Annotated in this window: 13 protein-coding genes; 4 read left to right on the top strand and 9 right to left on the bottom strand. The window is 56.6% G+C overall.

The window, feature by feature from the left end:
* Nucleotides 1-379: 379 nt before the first annotated feature.
* Together GTU79_RS03030 and GTU79_RS03025 are read left to right on the top strand one after the other, a co-directional pair.
* Nucleotides 380-2503: a dermonecrotic toxin domain-containing protein gene (locus GTU79_RS03030; protein ID WP_214513690.1), complete on the top strand. Its 2124-nt coding sequence runs from the start codon at nt 380-382 to the stop codon at nt 2501-2503.
* A gap of 205 nt (nt 2504-2708) precedes the next feature.
* The gene (locus tag GTU79_RS03025; protein WP_214513689.1) at nt 2709-3614 is read left to right on the top strand and encodes a hypothetical protein; all 906 of its coding nucleotides are present in this window, start codon (nt 2709-2711) and stop codon (nt 3612-3614) included.
* Between the two features lie 138 nt (nt 3615-3752).
* On the opposite strand, the gene cybC is transcribed toward GTU79_RS03025, so the two are convergent.
* Nucleotides 3753-4142, bottom strand: coding sequence for a cytochrome b562 (gene cybC, locus GTU79_RS03020; protein ID WP_203522912.1), 390 nt, complete (start codon nt 4140-4142; stop codon nt 3753-3755).
* Nucleotides 4143-4155: 13 nt separating this feature from the next.
* Nucleotides 4156-5496, bottom strand: a complete 1341-nt coding sequence (pmbA, locus tag GTU79_RS03015) for a metalloprotease PmbA (protein WP_203522913.1) — start codon at nt 5494-5496, stop codon at nt 4156-4158.
* Between the two features lie 416 nt (nt 5497-5912).
* Here pmbA and yjgA point away from each other — a divergent pair, with 416 nt between their 5' ends.
* Complete coding sequence (yjgA, locus tag GTU79_RS03010; protein ID WP_132923589.1) at nt 5913-6461, top strand: ribosome biogenesis factor YjgA; 549 nt, start codon at nt 5913-5915, stop codon at nt 6459-6461.
* A gap of 12 nt (nt 6462-6473) precedes the next feature.
* On the opposite strand, the gene GTU79_RS03005 is transcribed toward yjgA, so the two are convergent.
* From GTU79_RS03005 to aaeX, 5 genes are all read right to left on the bottom strand, one after another.
* Nucleotides 6474-6743, bottom strand: coding sequence for a barstar family protein (locus GTU79_RS03005; protein WP_132923590.1), 270 nt, complete (start codon nt 6741-6743; stop codon nt 6474-6476).
* A gap of 91 nt (nt 6744-6834) precedes the next feature.
* Nucleotides 6835-8292: an NAD-dependent succinate-semialdehyde dehydrogenase gene (locus GTU79_RS03000; RefSeq protein ID WP_203522914.1), complete on the bottom strand. Its 1458-nt coding sequence runs from the start codon at nt 8290-8292 to the stop codon at nt 6835-6837.
* Nucleotides 8293-8350: 58 nt separating this feature from the next.
* Nucleotides 8351-10309, bottom strand: a complete 1959-nt coding sequence (aaeB, locus tag GTU79_RS02995) for a p-hydroxybenzoic acid efflux pump subunit AaeB (RefSeq protein ID WP_203522915.1) — start codon at nt 10307-10309, stop codon at nt 8351-8353.
* A gap of 20 nt (nt 10310-10329) precedes the next feature.
* Nucleotides 10330-11262 (bottom strand): p-hydroxybenzoic acid efflux pump subunit AaeA, encoded by a 933-nt coding sequence (aaeA, locus tag GTU79_RS02990; protein WP_203522916.1) that lies wholly within the window; start codon nt 11260-11262, stop codon nt 10330-10332.
* Between the two features lie 7 nt (nt 11263-11269).
* Nucleotides 11270-11473, bottom strand: coding sequence for a p-hydroxybenzoic acid efflux pump operon protein AaeX (gene aaeX / locus GTU79_RS02985; protein WP_132923594.1), 204 nt, complete (start codon nt 11471-11473; stop codon nt 11270-11272).
* A gap of 463 nt (nt 11474-11936) precedes the next feature.
* Between aaeX and aaeR the strand changes: the two genes are divergently transcribed.
* Nucleotides 11937-12863, top strand: a complete 927-nt coding sequence (aaeR, locus tag GTU79_RS02980; RefSeq protein ID WP_132923595.1) for an HTH-type transcriptional activator AaeR — start codon at nt 11937-11939, stop codon at nt 12861-12863.
* A gap of 173 nt (nt 12864-13036) precedes the next feature.
* Here aaeR and tldD read toward each other — a convergent pair whose 3' ends face one another.
* Together tldD and yhdP are read right to left on the bottom strand one after the other, a co-directional pair.
* Complete coding sequence (gene tldD / locus GTU79_RS02975) at nt 13037-14482, bottom strand: metalloprotease TldD (RefSeq protein ID WP_132923596.1); 1446 nt, start codon at nt 14480-14482, stop codon at nt 13037-13039.
* Between the two features lie 182 nt (nt 14483-14664).
* On the bottom strand, nt 14665-18486 hold the full coding sequence (yhdP, locus tag GTU79_RS02970; RefSeq protein ID WP_203522917.1) for an AsmA2 domain-containing protein YhdP: 3822 nt from the start codon (nt 18484-18486) through the stop codon (nt 14665-14667).
* Nucleotides 18487-18497: the final 11 nt, after the last annotated feature.

The raw sequence follows: 18497 nt of genomic DNA, 5'->3' as shown, positions 1-18497 counted from the left end.
GCGAATATTATCTTGCCGGGCATTCTGTACCGGCTCCCCGCCGCGCCGGTTTAAAACTGCCCGTGGCCCTGGCGCAGCTTTTACCCGCATCTGCCGATACTGGCATCTCTTATGCGCAACCGCCACGGAGAGCCCTAAGCCCGCGGCAGATCCCTTTGGCCGGACAATCCTGAATCCGGCGGAAAAAAGGGAACAAAGGGAGGGTCGCAGGCTGGCGCGGCTCTGGGCCTGTGACAGCCGTCGCCGGCAAATTCAGCGGGAGCGCATCGCGGAAGCCTATTACGGCATAAAAAAGCCGCACGTACCCGCCACGGCAACCGGGCCGGGAACGGATCGGCGCCATGATCGCCAGGCTCTTGCCGGATCTGCCGCCTCTTCGTTGTCCGCAGCTTTATTCTCCACGGTTATTGCCCCAGTCCGCCGCGCATTGCAGGTGCTCGCACAGGGTTTGATGGCCGTGGCGATGCCCTTCCCCGCCGTCAGCGGCGCCGCGCCCGGCAGGTCTGCCGCTGTTTTGGCGCCGCCGCCGATAAACGCCATTACCGAGGTCGCGGCAACGCTACCGTCCGAAGCCTTGGCCTACCCGGAGACGGTTACGCTAAAAGCGTTGTTGGCGACAAAATTGAACCTGTCATCAGAGACCTTGTTACCACCGGAGACGACCACCCAAAACACGATGTTCCGCGGCCCATTTTGGGCGGCGCCTTATGTTCAGTTACGGCATTACCTGCGGGACAGTTATCCCGCCATAACCAACATTGTGGCGCAGCAGTTGGCCGAGGCCATCAGCCGGCGCTTTGGCGTCTCACTCAATCCGGACCACTGTTTTTTGCATCAAAATGATCCTTCCCGGTCCACGCCTGATTCTCCCGTCAGCCAGGGTCTTGAGGACAGGCCGAAAGGTTCTCTGACCCTCACGGAATTTGCCATCAAAAAATATTTTACCGGCGAGGCGGAAGACCTGGCGGCCCTGGATGATGATTATGGCGTGTATCGCGGCAACGCAAGCGTAACAGGTACCCGGCGCGGCGATCTATTGCCCTTCAAGCCATCGGACCTGGATCCGCTGCTGGACTCTCTGAAGCTGACGGCGGTTTACCAGCATGCCCTGCACCATTACCGGCGCGTCAACCAAGAATTCCATGCCCTGGCGAATCTAATCCATATCGTAAACGGGCTAAGCCACCACCGGGAACAGCCCAGCCCGGGGGATATTGGCATATACATGCAAGCCCTGGGGCTTGGGGAGGACGGCCGCCATCGTTTAAATATCTCTCTTTTTGATATCAACGGCTGTCTCGCTACCGATCTGGCGGTGATAGAAGCGCCGGGGGCGCCGGATGTGCTGCTCTATCTGCCCCGGGCCCAACAGCCCTTTCGCCGCTTTGAAAACGGTGCGGCCATGAGGGAGTGGGTCGTCGGGCAAAGCAGGGACAGCTTCGCACGGCAAGAACTCCTGAAGCACTTTGCCTTGCGGGACAGTAAGGGCAGCGATGTGATCTTCGGACGGTGGGGAGTAGAGCGTTGGTTGGAAAACATCGCGGATTATCCAGAACATATTTGGCAAAACAAAGAAAAAGCCTCCGGACTGCTGTATGAGATAGTGAGCGAACGGCAGCTGGAGCGGGCATGGGCCGATGCCGCTTATTTACCTGACGTTCGGCAAGCCCGGCCGCAGAACGGATATGGCGATTCCGTTCTCTGGCTCAACCAACTCTATGCCTTGCCCATCGCGCCATTCACCGCCCTTGAGCCGCTGGAAGGCGACGGTCCGTATCACCCGCCTGCGCGTCAGACGGCGCTTCAATCGCCTGTTTCTGGTTCGTTCTATTCACCTGTTCCCGATCCGTCTCGGCTGGCGTTATCGTTATTGTTTTCCGCCGCCGGCGAAATACTGCCCTTTGATGATGAAGGTGTTATTCATTTTTCAGCCGGGCCGAAAATAGCGCTGTCGTTATTTCGGACCCTAATGAACTATGATATGCAAGCAATGCAGGGCGCCCAGCACGTCAATGGGGGTTTAGAGCGGGTTTTAACGGCATTATCAGTGATGCCCTCCGGTTATGTCCGCACCCTGCGCACATGGCCTAACGGTAGGATTGACATGCATTTCAGCATCACTCTGCCGCCGGCAAGCGGACAGAGGCGGGAAAATCTCCAGGCCGTCCGCCTGTTTGGCAAGATCATGCCGCTGCGTTTCTATAGCCGGCTGAAAGCCCACGAAGTTTTTGATATTCACCATGAGGACAATGCCGGTTACCCGGTATGCCATAATGAGAAAAACCATTGGCAGTTCGGACGCTTAACCGGCCGTGAATATCACGCGCGGTCGGCGATTTCCATGGCGGTATACAGCGATATTTCCATCAGGCTTTATGAAAAGCTTATGGAAAATTTAAATGAGCTTTGCAAAAGAACCGGCGATTTAACACCGGTAAATAGCCTGGGTATCGCCAAGGATGCTGATGGCGTAGACTATTTAACAATAAAACCATTATTTTGAAATATCCGCTGGGCCTGGCGAGAACGTTTTTCTATTGCGGGGCGATAAAAATATTGAGTTAAAAATAAGGTTTGATAACAAGAAGAAAAAATTCTTTTATATTCCCGGCAGAGATCAGGTACTGGCTTCTTACCAAAAAACACTATCAGCGGTGATGTTGGAACACGGAATTGATTCACGCCTTAGCTATCGGCAAGGTTTCAGATTGCCCAATGATAAATCCTGTCGGCTGGCCCTGGCCGCTGAAAAAAGCCTGGCGCATTCCGGTTTGAAAAAAATCATTTTTTATGGCTTAGGGGAAGCGGAGATCGCGCTGAGTCCGCGTTATGCGCCGCAGGCAAATGCTATTCGTAAAGGACTTTCCCTGTGTGACGCTTTGGTACGGGAATTGCTGTCCTCAAAAGAGCAGCCGCGGCTGCGGACCCTGTTCTATTCCGCGCTGCAAATAATCGGCGCAGGCCAAAATATACAGCACCGCGCCTGGTCGCTTTTCATTAGCAACCTGAAAAAAACGTTGGCCTTGCTGGAGAACCATACCGGAGACGATTACGGCCGGGTTTGGGGAGCTTCCTTTGATTCCTTTGCCATTGCCACGGTAGCCCTGAAATCCGATCCGCTGAAGCGGCTATGGTTCAATGTCCGGTATCGCCAGTCGAAGGGGCCTCATAACCATTATCTGGCGCATTATTGCCGCTACGGCTGCAAGGAAATTCCCTCCGGGGAAAATATCGCCTCCATCAGCCGTTCGGTGGGCAAAGGAAGCGTCACGGAGGAAGAGACCTTGGTGAATCCGGTGTTTAAAGACGATTTCCCGTTGCTAATGGCCCGACTACAGTCGGGAAACATGAGCAGCGATGAAATCAACAGCCTGGTGAGTTTATCCGAAGCGGCAAACGTTCAGCATGTGGCCTTTTTATCCGATAAGAAGCTGGCCAGACAATTATTCCGCACCAAGGCCCTGGCTCGAGTCAAAATGATCCTGAACGACGCGGACAGGTTCAGCCATTTATTGCTGCATTTGCATGCACAGCTTAACCACCGTTCCTGTGAACATCCCTCGCAGGAACCCGTCAGGATGTTGCTGTTTATGCTGGCCTGGCAGGGGATATAAACGCTGCGGCAACGAGGCATCGACGGCGGATAATAAAAGATGCTGGCCCGACGCTGCTTTGCCGGGACAGGATGGCGGCGGGTACGGCCATTGCCGCCCTGCGCCGGGCGCGGGAGCAATGGCCATCATGAAGGGTGTTTAGCGGAATTTGGCGTGATTGACTTTTTCGGTTTGTTTGAATTGCGCCGCCACTGCCTTGGCTTGCTTGATATCGCCCTTTTGCGCCAGGGCCTGCGCCTGCTCTATCTGGCCGATGAGATCCGTGATGCCTTGACGAAAGTCTTTCATCTGCGCGCTGTCGGCCGGCTGTCCTTTAAGCTTGGGCGGGGTGCCGTTGCGCGCATCCAGCGCCGCATCGTGCATGCCGTTCAGCGCATGCTGAAGAGTGGCCGGATCGTCGGTTTTCATTACCGCGCTGTAATTGGCCGCCAAGGCGTCCATGTCGTCGCCGAGATCGCGGGCCTGCGCCGCCAGCGGACTTAACATGAGAAGGGTTAACGACAACATTGCTACTGCTTTTATTTTCATTATTGATGACCTTTTATTGACCAGCGATTTTCATCATCGGTAATAATATCGAGCCACACTGTATATTGCTTCGCGTCTCGATATCATCCCCTACGGTTACAATATTGCGCAGCATGTCCCGCAAATTTCCGGCAATGGTTATCTCGCTTACCGGATACTGAATTTCACCGTGTTCGACCCAAAAACCGGCCGCACCACGGGAGTAATCGCCGGTTATGGCACTGACCCCTTGTCCCATCAGCTCGGTGACCACCAGGCCCCGATCCATTTGTTTTAGAAGCCCCGCGAAATCAAGACCCCGGCCGGCGATGCGCCAGTTATGTATCCCCCCCGCATGGCCCGTGGTCTTCATACCCAGCTTGCGCGCCGAATAACTGCTTAATAGCCAGGTCTGCAAAACGCCGTCTTTAACGATGGTGCGATCCTCGGTACGGACGCCCTCACTGTCAAAGGGGGAAGAAGCCAGGCCTCTCGACAAATGAGGATACTCTTCAATGGTCATCCAATCGGGCAAAACGGGTTTACCCAGATCGTTAAGCAAAAACGTGGCTTTACGATAGACGCTGCCGCCGCTGATAGCGCCCACCAGATGGCCGAACAGCCCGGTCGCCACCTCGGCGGCGAACAGTACCGGCGCCTGCATGGTATCCAGCTTACGGGGATTGAGGTGTTCCAGGGTGCGACGCGCGCTCTCTTCACCCACCCACTCCGGCGAGCGCAGATCCTCAAACACCCGGCTGATGGTATAGGCATAGTTGCGTTCCATATTCCCGCCGCTTTCCGCAATAACGCTGCTGGAGATGGAATGGCGGCTGCTGTTATAGCTGCTGAGCATACCGTGGCTATTGCCGTAAACTTTAGTGCTGTAATGGCTATTAAAGTTGCCGCCTTCGGTATTGGTAATACGCTTATCGGCCTTCAGGGCGATCATCTCAGCCCGCGCCGCCAGCTCCGCGCCGCGTTCCGCATCAAGCTCGGCGGGATGGAACAGATCCAGTTCCGGGGCATCGAAGGCCAATAATTCTTTATCCGCCGGCCCGGCGAACGGGTCGGGAGAGGTATAACGGGCGATATCCAGCGCGGCGCCGACGGTGCGCGCAATAGCGTCCGGACTCAAATCGGTGGAAGAAGCGCTGCCTTTGCGCTGCTGGTAGTAAACGGTGATGCCCAAAGCCCCGTCACTGTTGAATTCGACGTTTTCCACCTCGCCATAACGCGTACTGACGCCGATGCCGGTGGTTTTGGTCACCGCGACTTCCGCCGCGTCCGAACCGGCGCCAGCCAGCTCCAGCGCTTGCGCAACCGCGTTTTCCAATAATTTTCGCTGTTCTGCAACTTGAGTGACTAATTTCATTGATCCGCCAGGTTTATAAGGTTATCCGCAAGAGGGTGACGCTACCGCAGGACGAACAGAGTCGGATTGTGATATCCACCGGCCTGAAGCCAAGGTCATCTATTAACGATAAGTCTATCAGTACGCAAAGCATTTGGCACGGTATGCGACAGCAGTGGTTGCCGGAACAACTGTAAACAAAAGCAAAAGCACCACGCTCCATTAAGGGTATGATGGTGTATATACCCCAAATAATTCAAGTTGCAGGAAGGCGGCAACGCAGCGAATCCCCAGGAGCTTACTTGAGTAAGTGACTGGGGTGAGCGAGGAGGGCCAACGCACCTGCAACTCGAATTATTTAGGGTATAGCGTAAAATAAGGGCATTGAAGATCCTCTGCAACCTGTTAGGATGAGCCTCTTTTTGAGGAACCGCATAATGAGCAAACAACCGGACGACTGGCTCGACGAACAGCCAGACGCGCAACCCGATGAAGATGAAGACGAAATCATTTGGGTCAGCAAAAGCGAAATCAAACGCGACGCCGAAGCGCTGAAAAAGCTCGGGGTTGAACTGGTGGAACTGGGCAAAAACGGACTGGAAAAAATCCCCCTCGACGACGATCTGCTGGCGGCCATAGAGCTGGCGCAGCGGATCAAAAAAGAGGGCCGCCGCCGCCAGATCCAGCTGATTGGCAAAATGCTGCGCGCCCGGGATGTGGAACCCATCCATCAGGCGCTGGACAAGCTGAAAAACCGGCATAACCAGCAGATAACACTGTTCCATAAGCTGGAAACGCTGCGGGATCATCTCATTGAACAGGGAGATGACGGCGTGGCGGAAGTGATGGCCGTCTATCCCGAGGCGGACAGGCAGCAGTTGCGCTCGCTGGTACGCAACGCGCAAAAAGAACTGGCGGCCGGCAAACCGGGGAAGACCGCCCGCTTGATTTTCCAGTACCTGAGGTCAGTTGCCGCGGCGGATTAACCGTCGCGCGTACTATCCCCGCACGTTGAAGTGCAGCCGTCCTTCCAGCTCCTCCTCCGCTTCATCAAACAACAGTATCAACGCGCCGAAGCGGCGTTTTTTCGCCCCGTTCAGATGGAGAAATTCGATTTCCACCGGTAAGGGCAAACGGCGGGTGACGGTTTGCCATAATTCGTCAAGGTTGCTATCCCGGGGTTCCGACAGCGCGAACTGACGGCCAAAGTCACGGTAAAAAGCCGGTAGATCAGGTATCTGGCTGAAATCAAAGGATACTTTCTCCATCTAGCGTTCTCCGCACCACGTTTTATCAATATACCCGTCATCCAGGGAGCATGCCATACCGCGCCCGCGGCGGGTGTGGCCAAAAAAGCTGTCACAGGCCGCCGATATGCAGCGTTTTCACTTCCAGATATTCATCCAGGCCCAATACCGAACCTTCCCGGCCCAGTCCCGATTCCTTAACGCCGCCGAACGGCCCAAGCTCAGTAGACACCGCGCATTCGTTCACCCCCACCATGCCGCTTTCCAGCATCGCCGAAACGCGAAAGACCCGCTGCAGGTTCTGGGTATAAAAATACGCCGCCAGGCCGAAAGGAGTATTGTTGGCCCTTGCTATCACCTCCTCTTCGGTATCGAAGCGGAAGCAGGCCGCCAAGGGGCCGAAGGTTTCCTCATGGGCCAGCGTCATCTGCTCATTGGCCTCGGCGATGACCGTCGGCTGATAGAAATTACCTCCGAGGGCATGGGGCTGGCCGCCGATCACCGCGCGCCCCCCTTTGGCCAGCGCATCCCTGACATGCTCTTGAACCTTATCCACACCGGCCTGGTTGATAAGCGGCCCGACTACCACGCCGTCATCCATGCCGTTGCCTACCTTGAGTTTCGCCACTTCCTCCGCCAGACGGCGGACAAATTCATCATTCACCCCCGCCTGGATATAGAAGCGGTTCACGCTGACGCATACCTGGCCCGCGTTGCGGAATTTATTGGCAACGGCCCCTGCCACCGCGGCGTCGATATCCGCATCATCAAATACGATATAGGGCGCGTTGCCCCCCAGTTCCAGGGAGATTTTTTTCATGGTGTCGGCAGCGTGGCGCATCAGGGTCTTCCCCACCGCCGTAGAACCGGTGAAGGTTATCTTACGGACGTCGGAGCTGGCCATGATGGCATCGCTGATGGCAGCGGTATCACCCGCCACGCCGTTTACCACCCCTTTTGGCACACCGGCCTGGTGCGCCAGCGCCAAGAGGGCAAATGCCGAAAGCGGGGTATTATTGGCGGGTTTGATCAGGGCGGTACAGCCGGCCGCCAAGGCCGGACCCAGCTTGCGGGTCAACATGGCCAGGGGGAAATTCCACGGCGTGATGGCCGCAACCACCCCTACCGGCTCGCGCGTGGCGAGGATGCGGGAATGCGCCTTGGCGGGGGGGATAATCTCGCCGTTGGCGCGTTTGGCCTGCTCGGCGAACCACTGGATAAAGCTGGCGGCATAAGCCACTTCGCCCGCGGCCTCTTTTACCGGTTTACCCTGTTCGGCGGTCATCAGTTTTGCCAGATACGGCTGGTTTTCCATGATTAAATTGTACCAGCGATACAGGATTTCAGAGCGTTCTTTAGCGGTCTTGGCCCGCCAGGCGGGAAAAGCGGCGGCGGCCGCGGCGATGGCGGCCTCGGTTTCGGTTTTGCCGCTTTTGGCCACGTTGGCAATCACCTCCCCGGTGGCCGGATTAAGCACGTCAAACGTCTCTTTGCCACGATGCCACTCGCCGTTAACCAGGTAGCCGGTGTTAAACAGGATATGATCCTGAATAGATGAATTTTCGTGCATGATATCCTCCCATCTTTTGGAGTAAGTATAGTTGCACGACGGAGATAGGGAGCGGCGTTTAACCGCTTAGTGCATGCCGGTAACGTAATAGCGTATCGGTTAAGCGCTCCACCGGTTCGATGACGGCGGCGGGCGCGTCATAATCCAGCAGCTTTTGCCGATAGATACCCATCTCTTCCAACAGTCGGTTGAAATGCTCGCCGCGGCGAATTTCATTGCGGGCATTGATCACCCGGTCGGCGGTGGCGCGGATCCGGCGGTGATACGCCGATAAATCCGCATTCACCGGGATATCCACCGTACGCAGGCGCTGGTGGGAGATGATCAACATCAACGCCAGGCGATACTTGGCGATATCGCTGGGAAACAGCGTCAGCAACTGGAACAGTTGCTGATATAACGCCGGCAGATGATTTTCTCTGCGCCGGGCCTTATTGGTGGACAATGCCGATACCGCGCCAAACACAAACCGGTTCAGCAGCACCCGGCCGATGCGGGCTTTGGAACTGTCCCGAATCAACATCACCACCAGCGTCGCCAACGCGCAGCCGATGATTTGACCCATGGCGCCGTCGAGGAAACCGTTGATGGAAAACGACATGGGATTGGTCAGGCCGATAATCGTGAGCGTACCAGCCATCAGGCCAATGGATCCCAATATCTGTTTTTGCACCGCGAAACCGACAATAAACGTCAAAATGCCCAGGGAAATGAACAGCAGCAGCAGGCTTTGCTGGGTCGCCGGCATGATGTACATATAGAAGACAGCGCCGACGGGCAGCGCCGCCGTCATGCCGTAGAGCAGATCTTTACATACCATCATCGGATTGGGCGCCCGCATCGCCAGGGCGGTAATGACGGTAATCATTATCACCGCGCCGCTGCCGGAGGTCCAACCGGTCCACAGCCAGAACAGGAAGCCCAGCGCGGTGGCCACTCCGGTTCGAAGGCCGTTGATTAAGGCATGATGGTGCTCCGCCGACGGGGCGGCGACAATCACCTGATCCTCCAGGACCTGCTCTTCGATTTTACTGATACGGGTATTGTTTTTAACCCCTTTAATCAACAGCAGAAAACGCGTGGCGGTGCCCACCCAGGTATAAAGCGTATGGGGAGTCCGTCTGGCCGGGGTATCGGCGATCACCTGGCGCATCAGCTTCATCCGCTTATGGATATCCGCTACCGTGACCACCGGCTCGTTGAACAACAGCAGCAATTGGGTATTAACGAACTCAGGATGGGTTTGCAAAATCAGGTAGGTTTCGCAGGCCTGGGTAATCAGCGTCAGGGACAGGGTATTCATGGCCCTCAGGCGACGGTTGCAGCGGGTCCAATGGGAAGATTCCATCATCAGATTACTGCGCATGCCATCCAGGGCGGTGGTCCGCTTAACCAAATCGCCCCAGGATTTATCAATATCTTCTTTCGGCGCGTTATTAAGACACAACATCAGCAAGTGATATTGATCCAGCAAAAGCCGATCCACCGCCCGATCGATATCCTGCTTGATGGAGCGGGGAGAAAACAGCACGTCCGCCAGAATGGCGCAAAGGATGCCCAGGACTATCTCGCTGCAGCGTTCGATGGCATATTGCGGCGCCGTCAGGGGCGCCGTCTGGATGCCGACAATGATAATCAGCGCGGTGTAGCCGGAAAGCGCCAGCGCATAAGAGTTTTGCACTTTGACCAGCGAAGAGTACCAGGTACAGAAGCCCGCCCAAATACAGCTCAGCAACAGCATGACCACCGGCGCCCGGATGGTGGTGGTGATAATCACCAGGGCGCCGATACAGCCGATAAAGGTACCGATGATACGCAGCATGCCGCGATACTTAATGGCGCCGGCAAATGGCTCGCCGCCGGCGGCAAAGGCCGGCCCGCCCGCGACGATGGCCGCGGTCAGCGCCGACCAGCGCGGCGTCTCCATTTGAAAATGGAAACCGACAAACAGCGCCAGCAGTACGGCGAAGGTCAATTTAATCGCGAAACGGCAGCGTATGAAAATAGGATAAAGCATAATAATTGATTACCTTACGCTTAGCCGAATTCCCGTAGACGACGTATCAATTGCATCATCGGCGATAACCTGGCGGGCTGGCGATCCTTGCTGCCGGTAATCACCACCGTCGCGGTAGTGCCGGTGGGATAGAGGTCGCCCTGCTGCTCATCGAGCCGGATTTTCACCGGCACCCGCTGCGCCAGACGGACCCATTCCAAATTGGAATCCACCGTGGCCAACCCTTTTTTGTCCGCTACCGCATTCGTATTGGTCACCCCGGCGGCAATGCTGTCGACCGTACCGTAAAACACCACATTGCTGCCCAGCGGCGTGATTTCCGCCCGATAGCCGGGACGCACCCTCTCCAGCTTGGTTTCCTCCAAATAGGCCAGCAGATAAAACGAATTTCGTTTCACCAGGGCCACCGACACCGTGCCGCGGGTAATGAATTCACCGGCATGAACACTGAGATTGGTTACCCACCCTTCCGCCGGCGCGCGGATAATGGTGCGATCCAAATCGATTTTCGCCAGATCGCGGGCCGCCACCGCCTTGGCGAGCTGATGGCTTACGGTGATGAAATCGTTATTGGCCTGATCGATCAATTCCTGCGACATGGCATTGGTGCCCAACCGTACCCGCCGTCCCGCCTCGCGGCGTTTTTCATTCGCCAGCGCCTGATAATAATCCACATCGGCCTGCGCCTCATCCAATGCCTGCTGATAGCGCGGCTGATCCACCACAAACAACACTTGTCCTTGCTGCACCAGCTGATTGTCGCTCACCCGAACGTCGGTGAGCAGGCCGCTGACATCCGGTGCAATGGCTACCACATCGGCGGTGAATTTAGCGTCTCTGGTCCAGGGGGATTCGGTATAAAACACCCAAGCTCGGAAAATAGCGATAGCGGCGATCAGGACCAACAGCAGGGTAATCGCGACTCTGATTATTTTTGTTAGAACAGTTTTCACAGCGGCCTCAGACGAAAAGACAAGAAATCAAGTAGTACGTGCAGCAGTACAAGGCGGTATTAAACAGGGCGGGATGCCAGACAAAATCATAGATACCCGTCGGCTGTAGTAACAGGCGCAGCAGGAAAAACAGCGCCATGGACACCAGCAATTCAAAAAATACCGGCGGAAACGACAGGCCGAATATCACCATAACCGGGAGCAAACTCATTACTTTTCCTTAACTTTCCTTCAACCCTCTCCGGCAGACCGGATCAATGTTGACCTCTCATGCGGATTAACCCGGCCCACGGGAATTTTTCACCCGTACTACACAAGGTTAGTCAAAAGCGGGAAGTTTATACCCTAAATAATTCAAGTTGCAGAAAGGCGGCGACGCAGCGAATCCCCAGGAGCTTACTTAAGTAAGTGACTGGGGTGAGCGAGGAAGCCAACATACCTGCAACTGGAAGTATGACGGGTATACTGATGGATATTTTAGATAGACATAATAGGGTTAGACAGATGGGCAACATCGCATCCCAAATGTAACTGTTTATTAAAAGGCAATAAAAGTAAGGAATTTGCAGGGATGCCACTGTGCGATCTGGTGAACCGATAGGTATATAATAGTCCCGGATGTATAGGATTTTCAACTTTATGTGATCTAAATCACTTTTAACTCAGAGTAAATAATGGAAAGACTTAATCGGATGCGGGTGTTTGCCAAAGTGGTGGAAGGCGGTTCCTTCACCGCAGCGGCCAGACAGCTGCAAATGAGCGTGTCGTCCGTCAGCCAGATCGTGGCCAAGCTGGAAAGCGAGCTGCAGGTCAAATTGATGAATCGCAGCACCCGCAGCATCGGCCTGACGGAGGCCGGCAAAATTTATTACCAGGGATGCCGCCGCATGCTGATTGAGTTTAACGAAGTGCATGAGCAGCTTTACGCCTTTAATAACACCCCCATCGGCACGCTGCGCATCGGCAGTTCATCCACCATGGCGCATAACGTTCTGGCCACCATGACCGCCGAGATGCTCAAAGAGTATCCCGGCTTGTCGGTTAATCTGGTGACCGGCATCCCGGCGCCGGATATTATTGCCTACGGGCTCGACCTGGTGATTCGGGTCGGGGCGTTGCAAGATTCCGGCCTGTTTTCAAAACGGCTCGGCGCCATGCCGATGGTGGTATGCGCCGCCAAGAGCTATCTTGCCGCCCATGGCGCTCCGGAGAAGCCCGGTGATATGGCGAATTTTTCCTGGCTGGAGTACGACGTCCGGCCGGACAGTGAATTTGAGCTCATCGCGCCGGAAGGCATTACCCTCCATCTGGCGCCCCAGGGCCGTTTCGCCACCAACGATTCCCAGACCCTGGTCCGCTGGCTCACCGCCGGCGCCGGCATTGCCTATGTGCCTATCATGTGGGTGCTGGATGAAATCAAGCGCGGCGACGTCGAGATCCTGTTCAACCACTATCTTTCCGATCCGCGCCCGGTATATGCGGTTTATACCCAAAAGGACACACTGCCGCTGAAGGTGCAGGTGTGCATTAACTATCTGCAGGACTACTTTAAAAACGTCGCCACGGTCTATCAGGCGTTCCGTCAGGATAGTAATACTTAAATAGGGAGAGGTCCGCCGCCACCGAGCTTGAAATGAACGTGTTAAAGGGAGAGCGCCCCATGGCTCGGTAGGCCCGCGATCGCCGATCGTGCAACGAGCCGGTTAAAGGTATACCGTGCCAATGGCCGCCGGAGCACACAAAGCAGCCCCGGCCCGCTGCCCCGGGCCAAACCTCAAGCGGTGCCGCCCACGGTAAGCTTATCCAGCTTCAGCGTCGGCTGGCCAACGCCCACCGGCACGCTCTGTCCTTCCTTACCGCACACGCCGACCCCTTTATCCAACGCCAGATCGTTGCCCACCATGGAAATCTGCCGCATCGCCTCGATGCCGGAACCGATAAGCGTCGCCCCTTTCACCGCGCTGGTGACCTTACCCTTTTCGATCAGATAGGCTTCCGACGTAGAAAAAACAAATTTGCCCGAGGTGATATCCACCTGGCCGCCGCCGAAATTCGGCGCATACAGCCCATATTCAACGCTGGCGATAATATCCTCGGGCGTTGACTGGCCGGCCAGCATATAGGTATTGGTCATACGGGGCATCGGCAGATGGGCATAAGACTCGCGCCGGCCGTTACCGGTAGGAGGAACGCCCATCAGCCGCGCGTTCAATTTATCCTGCATATAGCCTTTAAGAATTCCGTTTTCAATCAGCATATTATACTGGCCCGGCACCCCTTCGTCGTCGATGGCCAACGAACCGCGCAAACCGGCCAGCGTGCCGTCATCCACCACGGTACACAGCGGAGAAGCCACCAGCTTGCCCATTTGGCCGCTGAATACCGAACTGCCGCGACGGTTAAAATCCCCTTCCAGGCCATGACCCACCGCTTCGTGGAGCAATACGCCGGGCCAACCCGCGCCCAGCACCACCGGCATGGCGCCGGCGGGCGCCGAGACGGCGGACAGATTCACCAGCGCGACGCGCACCGCTTCCCGCGCCCAATTGTCCGCACGCACATCGCCGCCATCGTCCGCCAGGAAAAAGTCATAACCGAAACGGCCGCCGCCGCCGCTGGATCCGCGCTCGCGTTTACCGTCCTGCTCCACCTGTACGCTGATGGACAACCGCACCAGGGGGCGCACATCCGCCGCCAGGGTGCCGTCGCTGGCGGCGACCAAGACCTGCTCATATACCCCGGACAGGCTGGCGTTGACTTCCCGCACCCGCGCGTCGGCGGCGCGGGCAACTTTGTCTACCCGGTGCAATAAGGCGATTTTTTCTTCCCGCGGCAAACTGTTCAGAGGGTCCAGCAACGGGTAGAGCTTTTTATAAGGGATTTCCCCCAGGGTATGCACCCGGCCGTTACCCTGCTCTTTGACAATGCTGCGCGCCGCATTGACGCTCAGTTCAAGGGCATTCAGCGTCAATTGGTCGGCATAGGCGAAACCGGTTTTTTCGCCGCTTACCGCCCGAACGCCCACACCTTGATCGATATTGTAAGAGCCGTCCTTGATGATGCCGTCTTCAATCATCCAGGCTTCATGATAGCTGGACTGGAAGTAGAGATCGGCGTAATCCAGGCGACGCTCGGTCATTTGCCCCAAAAGGGTAAAAAGATCGTTGTGACTCAGGTTGTTGGCCGCGAGTAATTGCTCACTGACAAATGCCAGACTCATAGGTTTTCACTCTTGTATTTGATGGAATGGCCAGCAACGGCTGGAACGCTTTGCTACATGCCATGCATGCTATTAGATATAGACTGCGGCAATTCCCCGCCGACGTCAAATGGGTAAAACGAATTCAATCATCTGCGGGCCGGCGCAATATCACCAATGGATTTCGATGGCGGGCACGCGGCCTATTTGGCTTTAACGGCGGGCTGGCGAGGCTGGCGCAATACTTCCTGGATTTTCGGCTGGTCCAGATTGCCGCTGATGTGATAGCGAATAACCGAAATTTTATTCCACAGCGGCGCCAGGACCTTACTGGCGGCAAAGACCGCCGCCCCAACCACCGGGTTAATGGCAAAAGCGGTGGCCACCCCGACTGTGGCGGAAATTTCAGGGGCCACCACGGCTTCCATATTGATTTGCTGCTGATTGAAATTCACATCGCCGGACATGGCGATATCCGCCTCCAGTCCGTCCACCAGCAAATCGTTGGTGTGCAGTACGCCCGATTTAAGCCAGGCGGTGCCTTTGATGGAGTCGAAATAGAAGCCTTTACCGAAGGTATCGCTGAAATCAAATTGCAGTTTACGCAGCAAGGCATCAAAACTCACCAGCCGCAATAATCGTCCGGCCCGGCCGCTGCTGATATCGTCAATCTTGCCTTTGCCCAGATTAGCATGCAAAACGCCGTTCAGGGTGGGGATATCCACGCTCCACGGGGCGGACTGCCAGTGCAGATCGTAATCCACATCAAACGGCGCGTTACGCAGCGGCGTATCGATGCCGAGATAGTCATTGGCCTCGCCGATATCCTTGCCGCTGAGCTTGCCTTTCACATCGGTCTGGTTCTGCGCGCCGTGCCTTGACCAGGCGCCGGCGAGGGTCAGCCGGGACTTGCCGGTATCCACCTCGCCGTTGGCGACCTCGAGGGAATTTTCGCGGGGCACGATATCCGCCTTCACCCGTCCCAGGTTTTGTCCCATTATCCAGCATTCCTGGCAGCGCAATGCGATGGACGGCCAATCGCTGAATGAGGGCGCGGTATCGTCACCGCCTAGCAGGGCATTCTGATCCTTGCCGGCGGCCGGTGCCTGCGTCTTGGGCCAAAGCGGATTGTAATAAAGATACTGGATATCCGCTTGCCAGGGCCCCCTATCCGGGAGCGTCAGCTTACCGTTGATTTCCTTCCCGCGCGCCACGACGGCGCTGCCGCCGGGGATATTGGCCCGGGTCAGCGCCAGGTCGTGCCACTGCTGTCCCCCCAGGGTCAACAACGGCGTATTCAGCGTCAGCGCATCGGGGAAACGGAACCGGCTGACCACCGCCTTACCCTCCGAGCGCGATTGCGGCGTCATCAGCGCCAGCCACTGCTCGCCGTCCAGGGAAGGCAAATTCAGGGTCAGGCTGTCATCGGCGGGCAACGGCGGTACTTTGCCGCCCGCTACCGCCCAGGCCCCCCTTTTCAAGGTGACCTGTTTGGTTAAAAGCCATTCGGTATTAAACGTATTCTTGCCGGCGCTGCCGCTCAGGGTAAAACCGGAGAGGGTACCGAGGGCTTTTACCGCCAGTTGGAACGGTACTCCGCTCTGTTTATTCAGCGGAGGAGGTAAGTGACTGCTTACATTTTTAAGATCGCCGGTTACGCCTATAGCGTAGGTGGGCTTGCCGTGTACCGGCAGCGTCACCGCGATGGTGCTTTGCCAGTCCGCCTGGCCGGACAGCGCCTGACGGAACGGCGCCGGAATGCCGCTCAGGCGGTCCATAGCCAGCACGCTTTGCAAACCGACGTTGATAGCATAGTGCTCCGGCAGCTCTTGGGTATTAAAACCGATATTGATGGGCTGTCCGAGCCACTGCGCCTTCATGCCCTCGCTGTCCAGATTGCCGTTGCGATAGCGGAATTGGCCGTTCATGCCGGTCATGGTCATACCCAGGGGTTTTATCAACAGGGTATTGTTGTTTAAATTCACGTTGCCCGATGCGGTAACAGGCTGGCCCGTCAAAGGAATATCGAGATGTAAGTCCCCACTAACATTTCCGCCTATTTGCAGCTCGTCCAGTGCCGCACCGAGGGATTCCTTCAGCGGCGTCTGGTGGAAATAGTCTCCCACCGCCTTGCCCGAGCCGTTGATACTCGCATCAATCAACAACAGCTCTTTGGAATAATCTGGAATCGCCGCCACGACGTCGTGGCCGGCGGCATCCCCCAGCTGCGCCAGGGGCGCGTGCATGAACAGGCCGTCGTTTAGGAAATCAAGATCAATGGCCAGGTCCGGCAAATGCGGCCAGCCGGGCTCAAACTCGTAGTCGGCATGGCGCAGCGGCACATATACCTCGAACTGGCCGTCGTTATGTTTGAAAGGAAACTGCTTGGGATCGCCGGCGAAGACCAGCGTGGCATTGTCCACCTGCCCGCCTTTCAGCGCGCCGGTGAGGTAATCCACCAGATGAGTGCCCATCAGGGGCTCGGGGAAATAACGCCAGGCCTGGGCCGCGTCGTAAAGCCGGATGCCGGACAGGACATTCAGCCAGGGCTCGCCATTGATGGGCTGGTGGAAATAAAAATCGCCGGTCATCCACAGCGCATCGGCGCGTACGTCGAGATTTTTGCCCCACAAGGCCAAGCCTTGTTCATTATTCTGCCAATTAAGCGTAACCCGCGCTTTTTGCACTGCCAGAGGCGCGCGGAACATATTCTGATAAGGCAGGGTACTGTTATCCAGCGCCACGCTAAGCTCACCGTCCGCCAGGGTGCCGGCCACCGAACCGGCCACGCGATCGGCGCCGGGCAACAACTGCCATTGCCGCCAGGCCACATCGTGCCAGCTTCCCTGAAAACGGATTTGCTCCGGATTTTTAAGGGGAACATCCAGCGCCAGGGACGACAGGGTGCCCTTGGGCTGCAGGTCCTGCCAGCGCGCCCGTAACGCGGGGGTAATAAACGACACCAGCGGCAGCAGCGGACTGAACCTTTCCAGCATCAGGTTTTTGGCGCGCACCCGGATTTCTCCGGCCTGATCCGGCGCGAATAGCCGATTTTTCTCCGGCAGCCAAAACAGTGATAATGCGCCGGGAGCCCAGGTATCGCCATCGGTGGCAATGTTAAGCGCCGGCATATCCAATTGCCAGCCATCGCCCTGCTGGCTCAGGTGCATGGCCAGCTTCGAGACATCAAGCCGGTGCTGGTCGCTCCCGTCCTGCCATTGGGCGGTGCCCTGGCTGAAAAAGACATCGCCGCCGGTGATATCCCCATGATCGAGGTCCAGCCAGGCGGCCAGGCTGAAGTCGGCGCTTTTCAGCCCGGTCTGGTCGCGCAGCCATTGGCTGAACCAGGGTTTGAGATCGATATTATCCGCGCGAAGATAGACTTTACCGTTGTCCAGCAGGCCTTTTTCATCGTTGAGGTCCATGCGCAGCTGGATGGCCCCCTGATGCACCTCGACGTTGGACAGGCTGATAAGGCCCTCCGCACGATGCCGCTGAGGGCTATTGAGCCAGGTAAGCTGCGGCACCGATAAGGTGCTGCGTTCTCCTGAAGGCGTGAGGAAGGAGAGCTCGCTGTCGCGCAGGGTAAAATGGTCGAACTGGCGTAAAAACAGGTCGGAAAGCTGATCGGATTTTATCGGGCTGCCTTGATGATCGCGGCCAAGCAGGGTTGAATTGAGATCCAGCCGCAGCCGGTAGAAGGTGACATCGCGGAATTGCCAGCGCCAGTGCAGCAGGGACTGCCAGACGTCCAGCGCCACCGTGACCCGCTGGATGTGCAGTTTCTCGTCTTCGGTGACGGACTCGATACCGCCGATATCCAGGGTTGGGCCAAATGACTGCCAGCTGCCGTGCATTTCGCGCGCCTGGATATTGGCGCCGTAAACGGCGTTGAGCCGCCCAATGATTTGCGGTCGGAAAGTATCCAGATAGGGCAGCGTCAGACGTAACCCGCTAACCGCTAACGCCATCAGGACAATCAGGGTTGCACATAGGGCCAGCAATATCCCCGGCAGTCGCTTCACGCCTTTCTCCT

This window comes from Sodalis ligni, assembly GCF_016865525.2.
GTDB lineage: Bacteria > Pseudomonadota > Gammaproteobacteria > Enterobacterales > Enterobacteriaceae > Acerihabitans > Acerihabitans ligni.
Note: the sequence above shows the minus strand (reverse complement) of the source record. Positions and strands in the feature narration are given on the sequence as shown.